Raw genomic sequence first — 18,524 nt, 5'->3', positions numbered from 1 at the left:
CCCGCCAGGGGTTCAGCCCCGCGCAGCGGCTGCGCGGGCCCGCGCGGCGTGCAGCTTCTTGTAGCTGTCGATCAGGCGCTGGTGGCGGTCCAGCCCTTCCAGTTTCAGGCTGGTGGGGGTCAGGCCGTGGAAGCGCACGCTGCCGTCCAGGGAGCCCAGCACCGCGTCCATGCGTTCGTTGCCGAACATGCGGCGGAAGTTGGTCTCGTAGTCGGCCATGTCCAGGTCGTCGTCCAGGGTCACTTCCAGCGCCGCATTCAGGGCCTGGTAGAACAGGCCGCGCTCGACGGTGTTGTCGTTGTACTGCAGGAACGCTTCCACCAGCTCCTTGGCGTCGTCGAAGCGCTTCAGGGCGAGGTGGATCAGCAGCTTCAGCTCCAGCACGGTCAGTTGGCCCCACACGGTGTTGTCGTCGAACTCGATGCCGATCAGCGTGGTGATGTCGGTGTAGTCGTCGACCTCGGTGTTCTCCAGGTTGCGCAGCAGCGATTTCAGCTCGCGGTCGCCCAGGCGGTGCAGGTTGAGGATGTCGGCACGGAACAGCAGGGCCTTGTTGGTGTTGTCCCAGACCAGGTCCTCCACCGGGTAGATCTCCGAGTAGCCGGGCACGAGGATGCGGCAGGCGTTGGCGCCGAGGTCGTCGTAGACCGCCATGTACACCTCCTTGCCCATGTCTTCGAGGATGCCGAACAGGGTGGCGGCTTCCTCGGCGTTGCTGTCCTCGCCCTGGCTGGAGAAGTCCCACTCGACGAATTCGAAGTCGGCCTTGGCGCTGAAGAAGCGCCAGGACACCACGCCGCTGGAGTCGATGAAGTGCTCGACGAAGTTGTTCGGCTCGGTCAGCGCGTGGCTTTCGAAGGTCGGCTGCGGCAGGTCGTTGAGGCCCTCGAAGCTGCGGCCCTGGAGCAGCTCGGTGAGGCTGCGCTCCAGCGCCACCTCGAAGCGGGGGTGGGCGCCGAAGGAGGCGAACACGCCGCCGGTGCGCGGGTTCATCAGGGTCACGCACATCACCGGGAATTCACCGCCCAGGGAGGCGTCCTTCACCAGCACGGGGAAGCCCTGCTCCTCCAGGCCCTGGATGCCGGCGAGGATGCCGGGGTACTTGGCCAGCACCTCTTGGGGCACGTCCGGCAGGGCCAGCTCGCCTTCGAGGATCTCGCGCTTGACCGCCCGCTCGAAGATCTCCGACAGGCACTGCACCTGGGCTTCGGCCAGGGTGTTGCCGGCGCTCATGCCGTTGCTGAGGTAGAGGTTCTCGATCAGGTTGGAGGGGAAGTACACCGTCTCGCCGTCGGACTGGCGCACGAAGGGCAGGGAGCAGATGCCGCGCGCGGTGTTGCCGGAGTTGGTGTCGTACAGGTGCGAGCCGCGCAGCTCGCCGTCCGGGTTGTAGATCGCCAGGCAGTGTTCGTCGAGGATCTCGGCCGGCAGGGCGTCCTTCGGGCCGGGCTTGAACCAGCGCTCGTTCGGGTAGTGGACGAAGTCGGCGTTGGCGATGTCCTCGCCCCAGAACTGGTCGTTGTAGAAGAAGTTGCAGTTCAGCCGCTCGATGAACTCGCCCAGGGCCGAGGCGAGGGCGCTTTCCTTGGTCGATCCCTTGCCGTTGGTGAAGCACATCGGCGAGCTGGCGTCGCGGATGTGCAGCGACCAGACGTTGGGCACGATGTTGCGCCAGGAGGCGATCTCGATCTTCATGCCCAGCCCGGCGAGCAGGCCGGAGAGGTTGGCGATGGTCTCTTCCAGCGGCAGGTCCTTGCCGGGGATGCAGGTGCGCTGGCCGTCGAGGGTGGGGATCAGCAGCGCCTGGGCGTCGGCGTCGAGGTTCTCCACCTCTTCGATGATGAACTCGGGGCCCTGCTGCACCACCTTCTTCACCGTGCAGCGGTCGATGGAGCGGAGGATGCCCAGGCGGTCCTTCTCGGAGATGTCGGCCGGCAGCTCCACCTGGATCTTGAAGATCTGCGCGTAGCGGTTCTCCGGGTCGACGATGTTGTTCTGCGACAGGCGGATGTTGTCGGTGGGGATGTTGCGGGTCTGGCAGTACAGCTTGACGAAGTACGCCGCGCACAGGGCCGAGGAGGCCAGGAAGTAGTCGAACGGCCCCGGCGCCGAGCCGTCGCCCTTGTAGCGGATCGGCTGGTCGGCGATCACCGTGAAGTCGTCGAACTTGGCTTCGAGGCGGAGGTTGTCGAGAAAATTGACCTTGATTTCCATGCAGAGGCACCAGCGTAAGAAAGGGTGGAACGGTGAAGGGGGCGACTCCGGGGCGCCCGTCGGTCATCCGCATGGCCCTGGCCGGGGCGTGCAGGCAGACACTCGGGGGACGTGACGGGAGCGAGGAGGGCGGGCGCGCCAGGGACCGGTCCGCTGACCGGTAGCCGATGCCGCAGTGGGTTCGCCGGCGGGAAGGATAGGGGAATTGGCCGCCAGTGCCCAGGCGTGGCGGGCGGACAGGCGTACAGGACCCCGGTGCGGCGACGACCGGTGGCGCGTAGGGGCATGGGGACGGGCGGTGAAAATCCTTCACTCGTCGGGGCTTTGCCATCAACATGTCGGCCCTGCGAACGTGTGAGGGTCTCTCCATGAAGAAGCTGTTGATCATCGGCATTGGTGCCGGCAACCCCGAATACATCACCATCCAGGCCATCAACGCGCTCAACCAGGCTGACGTCTTCTTCATCCTGGACAAGGGCATCAGCAAGGAAAAACTCATCCACCTGCGCCGGGAAATCTGCGAGCGCTACATCAAGGACCGCGACTACCGTTTCGTCGAGGCGGGCAGCCCGGAGCGCGAGCGGGGCGGTGACTACGGCGTGGCGGTCAAGGACCTGAACCTGGCCAAGCAGCAGGTGTTCGAGCGTCTGATCGGCGACCTCGGCGAGGACGAATGCGGGGCCTTCCTGGTCTGGGGCGATCCGGCCCTGTACGACAGCACCATCCGCATCCTCGAGGCCATCCTGCGGGACGGCCGGCACGCCTTCGAGTACGAGGTCATTCCCGGCATCAGCAGCGTCCAGGCGCTGGCCGCGCGCCACAAGGTGCCGCTGAACCGCATCGGCGGGACCATCGAGATCACCACCGGGCGGCGCCTGGCCGAGGGCTTCCCGGCGCATGCCGACAGCGTGGTGGTGATGCTCGATGCCGAGGACACCTACCGGCGCCTGAATGCGCCGGACCTCGACATCTACTGGGGGGCCTACGTCGGCACGCCGGACGAGATACTCGTGGCCGGCAAGCTCAAGGACGTGGCGGAGGACATCGCCCGGGTGCGCCAGGCAGCGCGTGAGGCCAACGGCTGGATCATGGACACCTACCTGCTGCGGCGCGCGGGCGAAGGCGATGCGTGACGCTCCGCTCGCGCAGACCTACACGTACTGCGCGGCGGCGTAGCCGGAGGCCCAGGCCCACTGGAAGTTGAAGCCGCCCAGGTGGCCGCTGACGTCCAGCACCTCGCCGACGAAGTAGAGCCCGGGGGACTTCAGCGACTCCAGGGTCTTGGATGACACCTCGCGGGTGTCCACCCCGCCCAGGGTGACCTCTGCCGTGCGATAGCCCTCGGTGCCCGCCGGCACCAGTTGCCAGTTGCCCAGGCGCTCGGCGATGGCCTTCAGCTCGCCGGGGCTGTACTGCTTCATCGGTTTGGAAGTGAACCACTGCTCGGCCAGCAGCCCGGCCATCTTCTTGGTGAACAGCTCGGCCAGCAGCGTCTTCAACTCGCTGTTGGGCCGCTCGCGCTGCTGCTCGGCCAGCCAGGTCGGCAGGTCGAGGGCGGGCAGCAGGTCGATGCTGACGACATCGCCGGGCTGCCAGTAGGAGGAGATCTGCAGGATCGCCGGCCCGCTGAGCCCGCGGTGGGTGAAGAGGATGTTCTCGACGAAGCTCTGCCCGTTGCAACTGACCCGGCAGTCTTCCACCGAGGTGCCGGACAGGGCCTCGCACAGGGCCTTCAACTGCGGATCGGTGACGGTGAACGGCACCAGCCCGGCGCGGGTGGGCAGCACCGTATGGCCGAACTGGCGGGCCACCTGGTAACCGAAGCCGGTAGCGCCCAGGGTGGGGATGGACAGCCCGCCGGTGGCGATGACCAGGGATTCGCACTGGGCGGGGCCCTGGCTGGTTTCCAGGCGATAGCCCCCTTCGTGGCGGCTGATCTCGCTGACCGAGGTGTTCAGGCGCAGGTCCACGCCCGCCTGCTCGCACTCCTCCAGCAGCAGGCCGAGGATGTCGCTGGACTTGTGGTCGCAGAACAACTGACCGAGCTTTTTCTCGTGGTAGGGCACGCCGTGCTTGGCCACCAGGGCGATGAAGTCCCATTGGGTGAAGCGTGCCAGGGCGGACTTGCAGAAATGCGGGTTGTGGGAGAGGAAGTTCGCCGGCTCGCAGTACAGGTTGGTGAAGTTGCAGCGGCCGCCCCCGGACATGAGGATCTTCTTCCCGGCCTTGTTGGCGTGGTCCAGCAGCAGTACGCGGCGTCCGCGCGCGGCGGCGCTCATGGCGCACATCAGCCCGGCGGCACCGGCGCCAATGATGATGACCTGGGGGGATAGCACGGTGAGGACCTCGTGAGCGTGGCGTCTGGCGGCGGAAAGCGGCGCATCTTACCCGATCCACGCGGCGGGCCGCGTCCGCGCCGTCCGATGGGCGCCCCGGTTCGCCACGGCGGCGCGCAGTGCGTTGCGGCGGCTCGCCTCTGGGCGTGTGCCCCTTCACCTGCAACAGCCATTTCCGCGTCCATGCAACGTGGGGGAGGGCGCCGGACTGCTGACAGGCAACATGAGTATCTCTAATGTTCGAGTGAAATAACTTGGCTTTATTTCATGTTGAACGGCGCCTAGGATGCCCCACTCGATGACGTTGCAACAGCCTGCGTTGAACGCTTCCGGGCGTGGCTCCGGAAACGCGCGAGGCGGGGACGAATGGGCTTCTGGTGGACCGTGATGGAAAGAGAACTTGTATTCAGCATCAAGAGCGTCGCTTTCGATGAGCATTACCAGCCTTCGGGCACTACGCGCCTGACCACCAACTTCGCCAACCTGGCGAGGGGCACGCGCCGCCAGGAAAACCTGCGCAACACCCTGAACATGATCGACAACCGCTTCAACTCGCTGGCGCAGGCGGACAACCCCAACGGGGACCGCTATGGCGTGGCACTCGACATCATCTCCGCCGACATCGAGCTGATCCCGGGGGGCGAGGCCTTCCCGGCCATCGAGGTACTGAAGACCACGATCATCGATCACCAGACCGGCGAGCGCATCGAGGGCGTCGTGGGGAACAACTTCTCCTCCTATGTGCGCGACTACGATTTCAGCGTGCTGCTGCTCGAACACAACAAGGGGCGGCCGGCATTCAGCGTGCCCGAGGGGTTTGGCGAGTTGCACGGCAAGCTGTTCAAGTGCTTCGTGAACTCGGACGCCTACAAGGCGCACTTCAGCAAGCCCCCCGTCATCTGCCTCAGCGTCTCAGACAACAAGGCCTACTACCGCACCGAGTACCAGCACCCGATACTGGGGGTTGAATACCAGCCGAACGAGTCGTCGTTGACGGAGCACTACTTCAGCAAGATGGGGCTGCAGGTGCGCTACTTCATGCCGCCGAACAGTGCGGCTCCCCTGGCGTTCTACTTCTTTGGCGATTTGCTGGGCGACTACACCCCGCTCGAACTCAGCAGCACCATCGCCACGATGGAGACCTTCCAGAAGATCTACCGCCCCGAGATCTACAACGCCAACGCGGCGGCGGGCGCGCGCTATCAGCCGAGCTTGAAGCACCAGGACTATTCGCTGACCCGCATCGTCTATGACCGCGAGGAGCGCAGCCGCCTGGCGGTCGAGCAGGGACGCTTTGCAGAGGCGCATTTCATCAAGCCGTACGGCGCTGTTCTCGAGCAGTGGTCTGCCCACTGCGCCCTCTAATCCAACCAGGCGTGCATGTCATGAAAAAACTACTACCCACCTCCACGGCCGGCAGCCTGCCCAAGCCCTCCTGGCTGGCCGAGCCGGAGACTCTGTGGTCACCCTGGAAACTGCAAGGTGATGCGCTGAGCGACGGCAAGCAGGACGCCCTGCGCCTGTCCTTGCAGGAGCAGCAGCAGGCAGGCATCGACATCGTCAGTGACGGTGAGCAGACGCGCCAGCACTTCGTCACCACCTTCATCGAACACCTCGACGGCGTGGACTTCGAGAAGCGCGAGACCGTCAGGATCCGTGACCGCTACGACGCCAGCGTTCCGACCGTGGTGAGTGCCGTGAGCCGGCAGAAGCCGGTCTTCGTCGAGGATGCCCGCTTCCTTAGGCAGCAGACCGGGCAGCCGATCAAATGGGCGTTGCCGGGCCCCATGACGATGATCGATACGCTGTTCGATGCGCACTACGGAAGCCGCGAGGAACTGGCCTGGGAGTTCGCCACCCTTCTCAACCAGGAGGCCCGGGAGCTGGAGGCGGCGGGGGTGGACATCATCCAGTTCGACGAACCCGCATTCAACGTGTTCTTCGACGACGTCAACGACTGGGGCATTGCCGCGCTGGAGCGGGCCATCGAAGGGCTCCAGTGCGAAACCGCTGTCCACATCTGTTACGGCTACGGCATCAAGGCCAACACCGACTGGAAGAAGACCCTGGGCTCGGAGTGGCGGCAGTACGAGGCGGTCTTCCCGAAACTGCAGGCCTCCGGCATCGACATCGTTTCGCTGGAGTGCCACAACGCCCGCGTGCCCATGGAGCTGATCGAACTCATCCGCGGCAAGAAGGTGATGGTGGGCGCCATCGACGTCGCCACCCATGCCATCGAGACACCGGAGGAGGTGGCCGACACCCTGCGCAAGGCCCTCCAGTTCGTCGACGCCGACAAGCTCTACCCCTGCACCAACTGCGGCATGGCGCCCCTGCCTCGCCAGGTGGCCAGGGGCAAGCTGCGGGCGTTGAGCGCCGGTGCCGACATCGTCCGTAAGGAGCTGATGGGCGCCTGCTGAGCCCGGCCGCCTGCAGCGACACCCCGGTTGCCGGACTGCTTCGGGCCGCTCCCGAGCAGCCGGCTGCGCCTGACAGACAGGAGTTGCCCAATGTCCCTTCCCGGTACGGCCATCGAGCCCGCGAGCTTTCGCGAGGCGCTCGGGCACTACGCATCCGGCATCACGGTCATTACGTCCCACTGCGACGGTGAGCCGCTTGGCTTCACCTGCCAGTCGTTCTACAGCGTGTCGATGAACCCGCCGCTGGTGTCGTTCAGCGTGATGCGCCGCTCCTACAGCTATCCCGCCATGCGCCGGGCAGGGCGCTTCGCCGTCAACATCCTCTGCGGCGAGCAGGTGGGGATTTCCAACCGGTTCGCCCGTCAAGGCACGGACAAGTGGCAGGGCGTGCAATGGCAGCCATCGCCGCTGGGCAACCCGCTCATTGCCGGCAGCCTGCATTGGCTCGATTGCGAGATCCACGCCGAGCACGCCGCAGGTGATCACCTGATCGTCATCGGCGAAGTGAAGGCACTGAGCCGGCAGCCAACGGCCGCTGGGCAACCCCTGCTGTACTTCAAGGGGGGCTACCGCAACCTCGCCGTAGCGGCCGAGTGAGCCCGTCGCGCTGATGGGGCTGGCTCCACAGCCCTGGAATTCGACCAATAAAAAAGCCGGCTTGTGGCCGGCTTTCCTTGAGAGGTCGGGGCTTACTTCTGGTAAGCCGCAACCGCTTTAGTGATTTCTGCGCGGGCGGCGTCGGCGTTGCCCCAGCCTTCTACCTTCACCCACTTGCCTTTTTCGAGGTCCTTGTAGTTCTCGAAGAAGTGCTTGATCTGCTCCAGCAGCAGGGCCGGCAGGTCGGTGTATTCCTTCACGTCCACGTACAGCTGGGACAGCTTGTCGTGGGGAACGGCGATCAGCTTGGCGTCGCCGCCGGCTTCGTCGGTCATGTGCAGGACGCCGACCGGACGGGCGCGGATGACGGAGCCCGGCGCGACCGGGTAGGGGGTCACGACCAGCACGTCCAGCGGGTCGCCGTCGTCAGCCAGGGTGTTGGGGATGTAGCCGTAGTTGGCCGGGTAGAACATCGGGGTGGCCATGAAGCGGTCGACGAACAGGCAATCGCTGTCCTTGTCGATTTCGTATTTGATCGGCGCATGGTTGGCCGGGATTTCGATCGCGACGTAGATGTCGTTCGGCAGGTCTTTGCCAGCCGGGATCTTGCTGTAGCTCATGGTCGACTCCCTGGAATGGGCCAAAAAAAGTGGGCGGATTATATGCACATTCAGGGGGCGTTGCTACGCCGCCGTGTTCATCCGTTGGTCGTGTCCCGGTAGGCCGGGTCCTCGGCCTGGAGGCGGGCCAGCCGGGCGCCCGGGTCCTGCCGGTAGAACAGCCGCAATTGCGCGTAGACCCCGGGGTAGGCGACCTGCAGCAGGTCGGGAGCGGTGAAGAAGTATTCGCTGGTGACGGCGAAGAACTCCGCCGGGTCTTCGGCGGCGTAGGGGTCGATGGGCAGCTCGGCGTTCTCGTCTTCGTCCAGGCGGGCGTTGAGTTCGTCGTAGACGCTCTGCATCGCCTCGGCCCAGTCGGACTGGCGCATGTCGCGGTGCAGCGGCGGCAGGCCGTTGGCGTCGCCGTTGAGCATGTCCAGCTTGTGGGCCAGTTCGTGGATCACCAGGTTGTAGCCTTCCCAGCCGCCGCTGGCCTGGATGCCCGGCCAGGCCAGCACCACCGGTCCCTGTTGCCAGGCTTCGCCACTGCGCTCGTCGTCCCATTCGTGGACCACGCCGGTGCTGTCGCGGTGGCGCTGGGGGCTGACGAAGTCGTCGGGATAGATCACCAGTTCGTGGAAGCCCTGGTACCAGCCCAGTTCCTCCAGGTGCAGCAGCGGCAGTTGGGCCTGAGCCGCCAGCAGCAGGCGCTCGCGGGCGTCGAGCTGCAGGTCGCCCAGCAGGCTCAGATGCTTCTCGGCGAGGAACAGCACGCTGCGCTCGCGCAGCCGGGCGTCTTCCTCCGCGTCCAGGCCATCGAGGATCGGCAGCGTCTGGCGCACTTCGGCCCAGAGGGCATCGTCCACCGGGTGGCGGGCCAGGAGGCGGCGGCGCCGCCAGTTGCGGAAGAAACCCATGGGGCGACCGTCAGCTGTGCGAAACGTCGCTGGCTTCGGCCGGGCGCAGGCGACGGTGCAGGAAGCCGAGGATCATCGGCAGCAGCGACAGCAGGATGATGCCGATCACCAGCAGCGAGAGGTTCTGCTTGATGAAGGGCACGTTGCCGAAGAAGAAGCCCAGGGTCACCAGGCCGCCGACCCAGAGGATGCTGCCGGCGACGCTGAAGGCCACGAAGCGGCCGTAGGGCATGCGCCCGACGCCGGCGACGAAGGGCGCGAAGGTGCGCACGATGGGCAGGAAGCGCGCCAGGGTCACGGTCTTGCCGCCGTGGCGGTCGTAGAACGCGTGGGTGCGCTCCAGGTAGTCGCGGCGGAAGATCTTCGAATTCGGCCGGCTGAACAGGCGCTCGCCGGTGGTACGGCCGATCAGGTAGTTGGTGCTGTCGCCGAGGATGGCGGCGCTCATCAGCAGCAGCGCCAGCAGGAGCGGGTCCATGGCGCCGTTGGCACACACCGCGCCGGCGATGAACAGCAGTGAGTCGCCCGGCAGGAAGGGCGTCACCACCAGGCCCGTCTCGCAGAAGATGACCAGGAACAGGATGGCGTAGATCCAGGTGCCGTAGTTGGTGACCAGCAGGTTCAGGTACTGGTCCAGGTGCAGGACCAGGTCGATCGGGTTGAATTCCATGGGGCGCCTTGAACGGGAAAACGGAGGCGGCCGGTGGCCGGGCGAGCGGCATTATAGGGGCAAGGGCTGGGCGAGCGGCGAGCTTCCGTCGAGGGTTTTCCGGCATGAAGGCTGCAGCTGTTTCCATTGTTTTTCACCAATGGAGGCCCGCCCATGGCGCTGCAGCTGCTGGAACATCCTGCTCTGAGCCTGGCCCAGGGCCACGGGCCGGACCTGCCCCAGCAGGCCGCCCGCGCTCGCGCGGCCTGGGTGGCCGGCCATCGGGGGCGGCCGCCGTCGCTGATGCTGGTGCTGCTCTGGGCACGGCAGTGCCCCAATGTGGTGCAGGTGCTGGACCACCACCTGGACGCGCTGTTCGCCGACTACGCCTGCACCCCGGAGGGCTGGAGTGAGGTGCAGGCCGCCCGTCAGGTGCTGGCGGCGCTCAACCTGCGGCTCTACAAGCACGGCCAGGCCGGTGCACGCCTGCCCGAGCTGAGCGCCGGCCTGGTGCTGGCGCAGGACGGCCAGCTGCATTTCTTCCAGGCCGGTGCCGTGGGCCTGGCACGGGTCCATCGCGGCGTGCTGGAGCAACTGCCCGGCCACGAGGGCGGGCTGGGCGCCCAGCCCGAGCTGGCGGTGGTGCAGCACAGCCTGCCGCTGCGCATGGGCGAGCCGTTGTTGCTGGCACCGCAGCCCTTGCTGCAGGTGGCTGACCTGCAACGCTTCCAGGCTGATTGCGCCGAACTCGCCCCCGGGCGCCTGGGCGAGGTGCTCGAACCGCTGCTGGCGGCCCCTGGTGCGGCGGCCGTGCTGCTGCCCGGTGCCGCCGACCAGTTGCCGGCACCCACCCCGGGCAACAGCTGGCCGGCGGTGGTGGATGCCGCGCCCGGCCTGCAGGTGGACGGCTGGACGCTCCAGGCCGCCTGCGCCTACGGGCCGCCCGGGCGGCTGTTCCGCGCCCGGGACGACATCGGGCGCGAGGCCCTGCTGTGGCTGGCCGAAGGCCCGGCTGACGAAGCCTTCTGGCAGCGTGAGTGGGTGCTGCGGCGCAGCCCGGTGGCCAGCCTGCCCCAGGTGCTGTCGCCCCACCGGCCGCGCCGGCATGCCTTTCTCCTGTTCGAGCCGCCCCCGGCCGGCGTGCGCAGCCTGGCGGACTGGATCGGCAGCCAGGGACCGTTGCCGCCTGCGACCCTGGTCGCCCTGCTGTGCCAACTGATCGAAGCGGTGCGGGCCTTGCAGCGGCGTGGCATGCAGGGGCTGTGGCTGACCCCCCGGCAGATCCTGGTGGGGGATGACGGTCGGGTGCTGCTGTTGCCGGAGTTCGCCGCGATCCTCCCTGGCGTACAGCGCCAGCCGGTCCCGGTCCAGGCCGTGCCCCTGGCCCCGGAGCTGCGCCATGGACGGGCGGCGGACGGCTCGGCCGACCAGTTCGCCCTGGCCGCGCTGTGCTACTGGATGCTCAGCGGACAATGGCCTGAAGTGGCGCGCCCCGAGGGTGGGCAGGCCAGCCGCTATGTGCCGCTGGCGAGCTTTCGCGTCGGGCTGCCGGAGGGCTGGGACGGTGTGCTGGCGCGGGCCCTGGCGCCCCAGGCGCGGGCGCGCTTCGAGGCGCTCTCGGAGTTCCAGTTGGCCCTGGAGCGTGCCCTCCAGGCCGCGCGCCAGGCCCCCACGCCGCGCGACGGGCGCAGGGTGCGCCTGGCGCTGGCGGGGTTGCTGGCGGTGCCGGTGGTGATCGGGTTGTGGTGGGGGCTGAGCCTGTGAGGAGCGGGCTCAGTCGCCGATGGGCAGGATGTAGTTCTTGAACTGGCTGTCCTCGCGGAAGCCGATGGACTCGTAGACCTTCTGCGCCACTTCGTTGTCGGCGCTGGTGGACACCCGCATGCGCACGGCGTTGGTTTCCTTGGCCATCTTCTTCGCGGTCTGCAGCAGGCGGTCGGCCACCAGTTGGCGACGGGCGTCCTCGGCGACATAGATGTCGTTGAGAATCCACACGCGCTTGAGCGACAGCGACGAGAAGCTCGGGTAGAGCTGGCAGAAGCCCAGCAGCTTGTCCTCGTCATCGGCCAGGGCCAGGTAGATGATCGATTCCTTGCGCTTGAGGCGGGTCTCCAGGAACTTGCGCGAGGAGTCCGGGAAGGGCAGCTCGCCGTAGAACTCGCGGTACTTCACGAACATCGGGCTCAGCAGGTCCAGATGCTCCAGGGTGGCTTGGACGATGCGCATGGGAAGACCTCGGCGTCGGTAGGGATACGGGAACGGAATGCAGGTGCCATGCCAGCACCGTCCCGATGCTGCCTCAAAATTTGGCTGCCGCGCAATCGCGGCCCATGGGCCTGTCTGGTGAAGGTGAGCGTGCTGTTAAGGGGCTGCCGATGCCAGGGTCCCATGTGTTAGCGCAAAACGAGCGGCGCCCGCTCGGCGGGAAATGTTCCGGCAGGACACTGCGGCAATGCGCCACAAGGCCCGCGTTCCGTGATCCGGGGCTTCGGTGCTAGAGTCGCCGCCCATGAAACCGACCCCTCCCACCCGCTCGTTGATCGCCTGGATGCTCTATGCCTGCGTCCTGCTCAACGCGCTCGCCTGCAGCGTCCACCACGGGCAGGCGATGGGGTTGGAATTGAGCGGCCTGGGCGGTGCCTTCTGTTCCGCCCATGGCGAATCGGGGCCGGGTTTCGGCGACCTGCCGGGCGAGCTGTCGAAGCTTGCCAGTGCCGGCTTCAACTGCCCGATGGGCTCGGCCATCACCCTCGGCGTCATCTTCTTCCTCGGCCTTTACTGGCTGCAGCGCCAGCGCACGATCCCGCGGCCGACCCGCGAGCGCCGCTGTGCGGCCCCACCGCGAGAACGCTGGCCTTCAGCCAACCCCCGCGCCTCCCCCTGAGTTTCCGGCTCGTCCCCTGCGGCCCGCCTGCGCGTGGCCGTCGTGTCCTGCCGCCCGTGCATCCGTCCGGCGCGGCCTGATCCACCTGATCCGGAAAATCACGATGTCCCTTTCTGCCCGTTCCACCGACCGCCGTACTCCCTTCACCCTCGACCGCAGCCAACTGCGCTGGCGCCAGGCCTTCGCCTTCGCGGCCGGCCTGGCCCTGTGCAGCGGCCTGCAGGCGGCCGAGCACGTCCACACCGCACCCACCGCGGCCAAGGACAGCGACGCCCATGAGCTGCAGCCCACCGTCGTCACTGCGGTGCAGCAGAGCTCGCCGCTGACCGTGGTGGCCGACCCGAAGGACGCCCGCCAGCCCATCCCCGCCAGCGACGGCGCGGACTACCTGAAGACCATTCCCGGCTTCGCCGCCGTGCGCAACGGCGGCACCAACGGTGACCCGGTGCTGCGCGGCATGTTCGGCTCGCGCCTCAACCTGCTCACCAACGGCGGCCAGATGCTCGGTGCCTGCCCGGGCCGCATGGACGCCCCCAGCTCCTACATCTCGCCGGAAACCTTCGACCGCCTCACCGTCATCAAGGGCCCGCAGACCGTGCTCTGGGGCCCCGGCGCCTCGGCCGGCACGGTGCTCTTCGACCGTGAGCCGGAGCGCTTCGGCGAGCTGGGCAGCCGCGTCCACGCCAGCGTGCTGGCCGCCTCCAACGGGCGCTTCGACAAGGTGCTGGACGGCGCCGTGGGCAGCGAGCTGGGCTACCTGCGCTTCACCGGCAACCAGTCCCAGTCCGACGACTACGAGGACGGCAACGGCGACACCGTGCCCTCGCGCTGGCGCAAGTGGAACGGCGACGTGGCCTTGGGCTGGACCCCCGACGAAGACACCCTGGTGGAACTGACCGCCGGCCGTGGCAACGGCGAGGCCCGCTACGCCGGGCGCGGCATGGACGGCAGCCAGTTCCTGCGGGAAAGCCTCGGCCTGCGCTTCGAGCGCAGCAACCTGGGCGGCGTGCTCGACAAGCTGGAGGCGCAGGTCTACTACAACTACGCCGACCACGTGATGGACAACTTCCGCCTGCGCAGCCCCAACCCCTCCAGCTCCATGCCCATGCCGATGGCCTCCCAGGTGGACCGCCGCACCCTCGGCGGGCGTGTCGCCGCCACCTTCAAGTGGAGCGACGTGGAACTGGTGGCCGGCCTCGACGCCATGCGCAGCGAGCACCGCAAGCGCGCCTCGCGCTATTCGATGATGAGCGGCCAGTTCACCGACGCCGACCAGTTCCCCCGTGTGCGTGATGCGCTGATGCACAACTACGGCGCCTTCGGCGAGCTGACCTGGTACGCCGCCGACCGCAACCGGGTGATCACCGGCGCCCGCCTGGACCACGCCCAGACCCTCGACGACCGCGCCACCGTGGGCCGCATGAACATGGCCAACCCCACCTACGGCAAGACCCGCTCCGATACCCTGCCCAGCGGCTTCATGCGCTACGAGTACGACCTGGCGGATGCCCCGGCCACCCTCTACGCCGGCCTCGGCCACGTGCAGCGCTTCCCCGACTACTGGGAGCTGTTCTCCCCCGGCAGCGGCCCGGCCGGTTCGGTCAACGCCTTCGACGGCGTGAAGCCGGAGAAGACCACCCAGCTCGACTTCGGCGTGCAGTACAACGACGGCGACCTGGAAGCCTGGGCCTCCGGCTACATCGGCCAGGTTCGCGACTACATCCTGTTCACCTACACCCCAGGGATGATGGGCGCCACCTCCCGCGCCGATAACATCGACGCGCGCATCATGGGCGGCGAGCTGGGCGCGGCCTACCGCCTGGACGACAACTGGAAGGCGGACGGCACCCTGGCCTACGCCTGGGGCAAGAACAGCTCCGACGGCCGTGCACTGCCGCAGATGCCGCCGCTGGAAGCGCGCCTGGGGCTCACCTACGAGCAGGACGCCTGGAGCGCCGGCGCCCTGTGGCGCGTGGTGGCCGCGCAGAACCGCGTGGCGGAGAAGCAGGGCAACGTGGTCGGCCAGGATTTCGACAAGAGCGGCGGCTTCGGCGTGTTCTCCCTCAACGGCGCCTACCGCCTGACGTCCAACCTCAAGGTCAGCGCCGGGGTCGACAACCTCTTCGACAAGGCCTACTCCGAGCACCTCAACCGCGCCGGCGACGCCGGGTTCGGCTTCCCCGCCGACCCCGAGGCGATCAACGAGCCGGGTCGCACCCTGTGGACCAAGGTCGACTTCAGCTTCTGATCACCGTTCGATAGCGGGCCTGGCGGCCCTGTGGAAAGATCGGGCGGCGCCTCCAGGGCACCTCTGAATCGTTGGAGGTGCCCTTGCAGGGCGTTGCCAGGAGCTGCCATGACCCGCTTTCTGATCACCCTCGCGACCCTGCTGGTCGCCCTCTACCTGCTGCTCTGCGCCGGGCTCTACCTGTTCCAGCGCCAGCTGCTCTACGTGCCTCAGCCGCGCACCCTCGACGCGCCGGGCAGCACCCTCGAACTCACCCGCCCCGAGGGACCGCTGCAGGTCACGGTGCAGGCCCACGACGGGCCCCGGGCGCTGCTGTACTTCGGCGGCAATGCCGAGGACGTCTCCCTCAACCTCCCCGAGCTGCGCCAGGCCTTCCCCGACCGCGCGCTGTACCTGATGCACTACCCGGGCTACGGCGGCAGTGCCGGCGAGCCTTCCGAAGCGCTGATCGTGCGCGACGCCCTGGCCCTGTTCGACCAGGTGCAGGCCACGCACCCGCAAGTGGATGTGGTGGGGCGCAGCCTCGGCTCCGGGGTTGCCGTGCAGGTGGCCAGCGCGCGGCCGGTGAGGCGGTTGGTGCTGGTCACGCCCTACGACAGCATCGAGGCGGTGGCGGCGGAGCGCTTCCCCTGGGTGCCGGTGGGCTGGTTGCTGAAGGATCGCTACCGCTCGGTGGACCGGGTCGGTGCCCTGCGGATGCCGAGCCTGCTGTTGGTGGCGGTGCAGGACCGGGTGATTCCCCCGGCCCACGCCGAACGCCTCGTCCGGCACTTCGCCCCCGGTGTGGCGCGGCTGGAGCCGCTGGAGGGCGTGGGGCACAACGACATCAGCCTGCACCCGCGCTACTGGGCGCTGCTGCAGGAGGCCCTGCGCTAAGAAGGGGCCGGGGGGTGCGGCTCAGGCGTAGACGCTGATGCCGCCCTTGGCCTGCAGCCAGTCGCGGTAGGTTTCCAGGGATTGGGTCTGCTGGTTGCCGTTCACCCCGACGAAGGACAGGCCGCCGCCCAGGTTCTTGTCCAGCAGCTTCTGCACCTGGGTGAGCAGCTTGGCTGCATCGTCACGGTCGAGGCTGGAAACGTCGGGCAACTGCAGCTTGGCGCCGCCGCTGCCGTTGAGCCCGGCCTGGCTGGCCTGGGTGGCGTTGGTGATGACGTTGCCGGTGTCGCCGGCCATGGCGTTCATCAGGCCGCCACGGCCCTGGGCCACCAGGTTGGCGGCGAGCTTGCGCAGGTCGGCAATGGGATCGGAAGGCGTCTGCGGCTTGTCGGTGGTGCCGGACGTGCCGCTGTTGCCGGCCTTGTTGCCAGCCAGCGAGGCGAGGTAGCCGGCCAGCGGCGAGTTGTTGTTGATGAGGGTCATGGGTGGATTCCCCGAATTTGCGGACACCCGCGTTCAGCATAAAGCGGGCCAGGTGGCTGCAAGCCAGGCGTGGCAAGGGGTGGCGCGTGTCGCGTGCCGGTCGGGGCGGCGTCGGCTTGCCGGCACCGGGCAAGGCCTTGCCGGGTTGGCCAGGGGCCAGCAACTGACGCCGGCCCCGGGAGCCCGTATCATCGCCGCCCTGTTTCACTGCCGATGGACCTGCTGGATGCTGTCTGCCGTCAAGCGCTACACCGCGTTGATCTCCGGAACCCTGGTGCGCTGCTTCCCGCGCACCACCGCCTACCTGCGTGCCGAACGTGAGGCCGCCGAAGCCGCCCAGGCCCTGGCTCGTGCCCAGGCACAGCAGAAGAAGGCGCGCCCGCGCGGGCGCAACAAGAAGGCCAGCGAAGGCAAGGGCCGCACCACCGCCCGCAAGTCCGCCCCCAAGGAACCTGGCGGGGCCCGCGAGGCCGTCGAGGGCCCGAGCGTCTACCGCGCCGCCGCGCTGCCCCGGCGCAAGGGCGCCGAAGAGGCGATGCGTGCGCGGGTGGCCGAAGCCGTCGCGGTGGGTGTGGTGGCGGCACCGTCCGACGAGCAATGGGCGATGATCCTCGCCCGTGGGCCGCTGACGCGCATCTTTGCCGGCGCCGGCTCGGGCAAGTCCACCACTCTGTTGCTGCGGGTGGTCTACCTGCTGGCCCACCTGGGCGTCGACCCGGCCAAGCTCACCGTCATCTCCTTCACCAACGCCTCCTGTGCCCAACTGCGTGAGCAACTGATGCGGGTGCTGGCGTTCTGGCAGGTGCCCTTCGACGCAGCCCAGGCGCGCCAGTGCGTGCGGACCTTCCATTCGGCCATGGGCGTACTGGCCAAGAGCGAGATGGGCGTGAGCGCCTGGTTCGAGCAACTGGACAGCCGCGATGCCGGCGACGAGCCGGACAACCCCCTGGCCGCCGGCCGTCTGAAGCCGTCCCAGCAGCGCCTGCTGCAGGAGGCCTACCACGCCTGCTACGCCGAGGACGTCGGCTTCCGCACGGCGGTCCACGCCCTGCTGGGCCTGGAGCCCGATGCGGTGCTGTCGAAGACCCCGGAAGGCCCGTTGCGCCTGGCCGGCGAGCTGGGACCGATGGCCCTGCCGGAGGCGTTCCACGTGCAGGCCGGGTTCATCGAGAGCCTGGGGTTGCGGGTGGATGCATTGCAGCCGGACGCCCTGGCCTGCCCCCAGCGGGACCAGCAGTTCATCCGCGCGCTGCAACCCTTCTGGGCGCGTTTCCAGGCGCTGTTGCGCCAGCGCGGGCTGGCCACCTTCAACATGGCGTTCTGCGAACTCACCGAGCGGCTGGAAAAGGGCGGGCTGAAGCTGCCCGCGCTGGTGCCGCTGACCCACCTGCTGATCGACGAGTTCCAGGACATCTCCCCGCAGATCGTCCGCTGGCTGCGGGCCGCCCACGAGCGCCTGGCGCAGGCCGGGGAGACCCCGAGCCTGATGGCCATCGGTGACGACTGGCAGTCCATCTACGGCTGGCGCGGCAGCTCGCCGGAGCTGTTCATGGACTTCGACCGCCACTTCGCCAAGGGGCGCGGCAAGAAGAGCGCGGTGCTGCGCCTGGAGACCAACTACCGCTCCATCGACGCCGTGGTGCGCGACGGCGAGGCGGTGCTGGGCGGCGTGGCCTTCAAGCAGGACAAGACCTGCCGCGCCGTGCGCGAGGCCCGGCCGGGTGACCATGGCGTGCGGCTGGTGCAGGGCTTCGAACTGCCCGGCGGCTTGTCGGCGCTGGTGGCCGAGCTGCAGGCCCAGTGCGCCCATGTGGCCGGCCTGGAGCGCGCCGAACGCACGCCTGTGCTGCTGCTCGGCCGGCGCAACGACACCCTGCGCACGGTGCAGACGGCGCTGGAGTCGGGGTTGCCGGTGAAGGCCCTGACCATCCACCGGGCCAAGGGCTTGCAGGCGGAGGTGGCGGTGATCGTCGACGACTGCCAGCCGCCGGAATCCCACCCCCTGCGCAACGCGCTGTACGCCCACAGCGGCTACTTCCGCAACAGCTACGACCAGGCCATGCGCGACGAGAACCTGCGCCTGGCCTACGTCGCCATCACCCGCGGCGTGAGCCGGGTGATCTGGTACTGCCGCCGCCCCCAGGGCGCCACCGCCGTGCTGGCCGCCCGCGCGCCGGATCTCTGAGCGCGTGAGCCTGATAGTGGTGCTGGCAGCTCCGATGGTGGGCTGAAGCCCACCCTACGGTTCAGGCCGTAGCCGGGGTTTCAACCCTGCCTTGAATCGATGCGGTTCGCCGAGCT

General features: G+C 68.0%; 16 protein-coding genes. 9 read left to right on the top strand and 7 right to left on the bottom strand.

Annotated features, from left to right (window positions below):
- Positions 1–12 precede the first annotated feature (12 nt).
- Positions 13–2,214 (bottom strand): OsmC domain/YcaO domain-containing protein, encoded by a 2,202-nt coding sequence (locus A9G05_RS22800; RefSeq protein ID WP_069563122.1) that lies wholly within the window; start codon positions 2,212–2,214, stop codon positions 13–15.
- A gap of 368 nt (positions 2,215–2,582) precedes the next feature.
- Between A9G05_RS22800 and cobF the strand changes: the two genes are divergently transcribed.
- The gene (gene cobF / locus A9G05_RS22795) at positions 2,583–3,347 is read left to right on the top strand and encodes a precorrin-6A synthase (deacetylating) (RefSeq protein ID WP_069563121.1); all 765 of its coding nucleotides are present in this window, start codon (positions 2,583–2,585) and stop codon (positions 3,345–3,347) included.
- Between the two features lie 18 nt (positions 3,348–3,365).
- Here cobF and A9G05_RS22790 read toward each other — a convergent pair whose 3' ends face one another.
- Complete coding sequence (locus tag A9G05_RS22790) at positions 3,366–4,550, bottom strand: NAD(P)/FAD-dependent oxidoreductase (protein ID WP_069563120.1); 1,185 nt, start codon at positions 4,548–4,550, stop codon at positions 3,366–3,368.
- Positions 4,551–4,937: 387 nt separating this feature from the next.
- On the opposite strand from A9G05_RS22790, the gene A9G05_RS22785 reads away from it, so the two are divergent.
- The 3 genes from A9G05_RS22785 to A9G05_RS22775 all read left to right on the top strand — a co-directional run bounded on the left by A9G05_RS22785 (position 4,938) and on the right by A9G05_RS22775 (position 7,567).
- Positions 4,938–5,915: a DUF1852 domain-containing protein gene (locus tag A9G05_RS22785; protein WP_069563142.1), complete on the top strand. Its 978-nt coding sequence runs from the start codon at positions 4,938–4,940 to the stop codon at positions 5,913–5,915.
- A gap of 20 nt (positions 5,916–5,935) precedes the next feature.
- On the top strand, positions 5,936–6,970 hold the full coding sequence (locus A9G05_RS22780; protein ID WP_069563119.1) for a methionine synthase: 1,035 nt from the start codon (positions 5,936–5,938) through the stop codon (positions 6,968–6,970).
- Between the two features lie 90 nt (positions 6,971–7,060).
- Positions 7,061–7,567, top strand: coding sequence for a flavin reductase family protein (locus tag A9G05_RS22775; RefSeq protein ID WP_069563118.1), 507 nt, complete (start codon positions 7,061–7,063; stop codon positions 7,565–7,567).
- A gap of 92 nt (positions 7,568–7,659) precedes the next feature.
- Here the strand turns inward: A9G05_RS22775 and ppa are convergent, their stop codons facing one another.
- The 3 genes from ppa to A9G05_RS22760 form a co-directional block, all read right to left on the bottom strand.
- A complete protein-coding gene (gene ppa / locus A9G05_RS22770) occupies positions 7,660–8,187 on the bottom strand; it encodes an inorganic diphosphatase (RefSeq protein ID WP_069563117.1) in 528 nt (175 codons plus the stop codon).
- Between the two features lie 77 nt (positions 8,188–8,264).
- Positions 8,265–9,083, bottom strand: coding sequence for a zinc-dependent peptidase (locus tag A9G05_RS22765; RefSeq protein WP_069563116.1), 819 nt, complete (start codon positions 9,081–9,083; stop codon positions 8,265–8,267).
- 10 nt (positions 9,084–9,093) lie between these two features.
- Positions 9,094–9,753: a DedA family protein gene (locus tag A9G05_RS22760; RefSeq protein WP_069563115.1), complete on the bottom strand. Its 660-nt coding sequence runs from the start codon at positions 9,751–9,753 to the stop codon at positions 9,094–9,096.
- A gap of 153 nt (positions 9,754–9,906) precedes the next feature.
- On the opposite strand from A9G05_RS22760, the gene A9G05_RS22755 reads away from it, so the two are divergent.
- Positions 9,907–11,496 carry a protein kinase gene (locus A9G05_RS22755; protein WP_069563114.1) on the top strand — a complete coding sequence of 530 codons (1,590 nt, stop codon included), beginning with the start codon at positions 9,907–9,909 and terminating at the stop codon, positions 11,494–11,496.
- Positions 11,497–11,505: 9 nt separating this feature from the next.
- On the opposite strand, the gene A9G05_RS22750 is transcribed toward A9G05_RS22755, so the two are convergent.
- Positions 11,506–11,958, bottom strand: a complete 453-nt coding sequence (locus A9G05_RS22750) for a GNAT family N-acetyltransferase (protein ID WP_069563113.1) — start codon at positions 11,956–11,958, stop codon at positions 11,506–11,508.
- Positions 11,959–12,241: 283 nt separating this feature from the next.
- Between A9G05_RS22750 and A9G05_RS22745 the strand changes: the two genes are divergently transcribed.
- From A9G05_RS22745 to A9G05_RS22735, 3 genes are all read left to right on the top strand, one after another.
- Positions 12,242–12,616, top strand: coding sequence for a DUF2946 family protein (locus A9G05_RS22745; protein WP_069563112.1), 375 nt, complete (start codon positions 12,242–12,244; stop codon positions 12,614–12,616).
- A 103-nt stretch (positions 12,617–12,719) separates the two neighbouring features.
- Positions 12,720–14,864 (top strand): TonB-dependent copper receptor, encoded by a 2,145-nt coding sequence (locus tag A9G05_RS22740; RefSeq protein ID WP_069563111.1) that lies wholly within the window; start codon positions 12,720–12,722, stop codon positions 14,862–14,864.
- 108 nt (positions 14,865–14,972) lie between these two features.
- A complete protein-coding gene (locus A9G05_RS22735; protein ID WP_069563110.1) occupies positions 14,973–15,740 on the top strand; it encodes an alpha/beta hydrolase in 768 nt (255 codons plus the stop codon).
- A 21-nt stretch (positions 15,741–15,761) separates the two neighbouring features.
- Here the strand turns inward: A9G05_RS22735 and A9G05_RS22730 are convergent, their stop codons facing one another.
- Positions 15,762–16,223, bottom strand: a complete 462-nt coding sequence (locus tag A9G05_RS22730) for a hypothetical protein (protein WP_044402383.1) — start codon at positions 16,221–16,223, stop codon at positions 15,762–15,764.
- A gap of 226 nt (positions 16,224–16,449) precedes the next feature.
- On the opposite strand from A9G05_RS22730, the gene A9G05_RS22725 reads away from it, so the two are divergent.
- Complete coding sequence (locus tag A9G05_RS22725) at positions 16,450–18,408, top strand: DEAD/DEAH box helicase (protein ID WP_069563109.1); 1,959 nt, start codon at positions 16,450–16,452, stop codon at positions 18,406–18,408.
- Positions 18,409–18,524: the final 116 nt, after the last annotated feature.

The organism is Pseudomonas sp. ENNP23 (assembly GCF_001728945.1).
Classification (GTDB): Bacteria; Pseudomonadota; Gammaproteobacteria; order Pseudomonadales; family Pseudomonadaceae; genus Metapseudomonas; species Metapseudomonas otitidis.
Note: the sequence above shows the minus strand (reverse complement) of the source record. Positions and strands in the feature narration are given on the sequence as shown.

Excerpts from the sequence above, each read along its gene's own strand:
- A9G05_RS22800 (WP_069563122.1), bottom strand. The coding sequence starts at position 2,214 with ATGGAAATCAAGGTCAATTTTCTCGACAACCTCCGCCTCGAAGCCAAG.
- cobF (WP_069563121.1), top strand. The coding sequence starts at position 2,583 with ATGAAGAAGCTGTTGATCATCGGCATTGGTGCCGGCAACCCCGAATAC.
- A9G05_RS22785 (WP_069563142.1), top strand. The coding sequence starts at position 4,938 with ATGGAAAGAGAACTTGTATTCAGCATCAAGAGCGTCGCTTTCGATGAG.
- A9G05_RS22780 (WP_069563119.1), top strand. The coding sequence starts at position 5,936 with ATGAAAAAACTACTACCCACCTCCACGGCCGGCAGCCTGCCCAAGCCC.
- A9G05_RS22775 (WP_069563118.1), top strand. The coding sequence starts at position 7,061 with ATGTCCCTTCCCGGTACGGCCATCGAGCCCGCGAGCTTTCGCGAGGCG.
- ppa (WP_069563117.1), bottom strand. The coding sequence starts at position 8,187 with ATGAGCTACAGCAAGATCCCGGCTGGCAAAGACCTGCCGAACGACATC.
- A9G05_RS22765 (WP_069563116.1), bottom strand. The coding sequence starts at position 9,083 with ATGGGTTTCTTCCGCAACTGGCGGCGCCGCCGCCTCCTGGCCCGCCAC.
- A9G05_RS22760 (WP_069563115.1), bottom strand. The coding sequence starts at position 9,753 with ATGGAATTCAACCCGATCGACCTGGTCCTGCACCTGGACCAGTACCTG.
- A9G05_RS22755 (WP_069563114.1), top strand. The coding sequence starts at position 9,907 with ATGGCGCTGCAGCTGCTGGAACATCCTGCTCTGAGCCTGGCCCAGGGC.
- A9G05_RS22750 (WP_069563113.1), bottom strand. The coding sequence starts at position 11,958 with ATGCGCATCGTCCAAGCCACCCTGGAGCATCTGGACCTGCTGAGCCCG.
- A9G05_RS22745 (WP_069563112.1), top strand. The coding sequence starts at position 12,242 with ATGAAACCGACCCCTCCCACCCGCTCGTTGATCGCCTGGATGCTCTAT.
- A9G05_RS22740 (WP_069563111.1), top strand. The coding sequence starts at position 12,720 with ATGTCCCTTTCTGCCCGTTCCACCGACCGCCGTACTCCCTTCACCCTC.
- A9G05_RS22735 (WP_069563110.1), top strand. The coding sequence starts at position 14,973 with ATGACCCGCTTTCTGATCACCCTCGCGACCCTGCTGGTCGCCCTCTAC.
- A9G05_RS22730 (WP_044402383.1), bottom strand. The coding sequence starts at position 16,223 with ATGACCCTCATCAACAACAACTCGCCGCTGGCCGGCTACCTCGCCTCG.
- A9G05_RS22725 (WP_069563109.1), top strand. The coding sequence starts at position 16,450 with ATGCTGTCTGCCGTCAAGCGCTACACCGCGTTGATCTCCGGAACCCTG.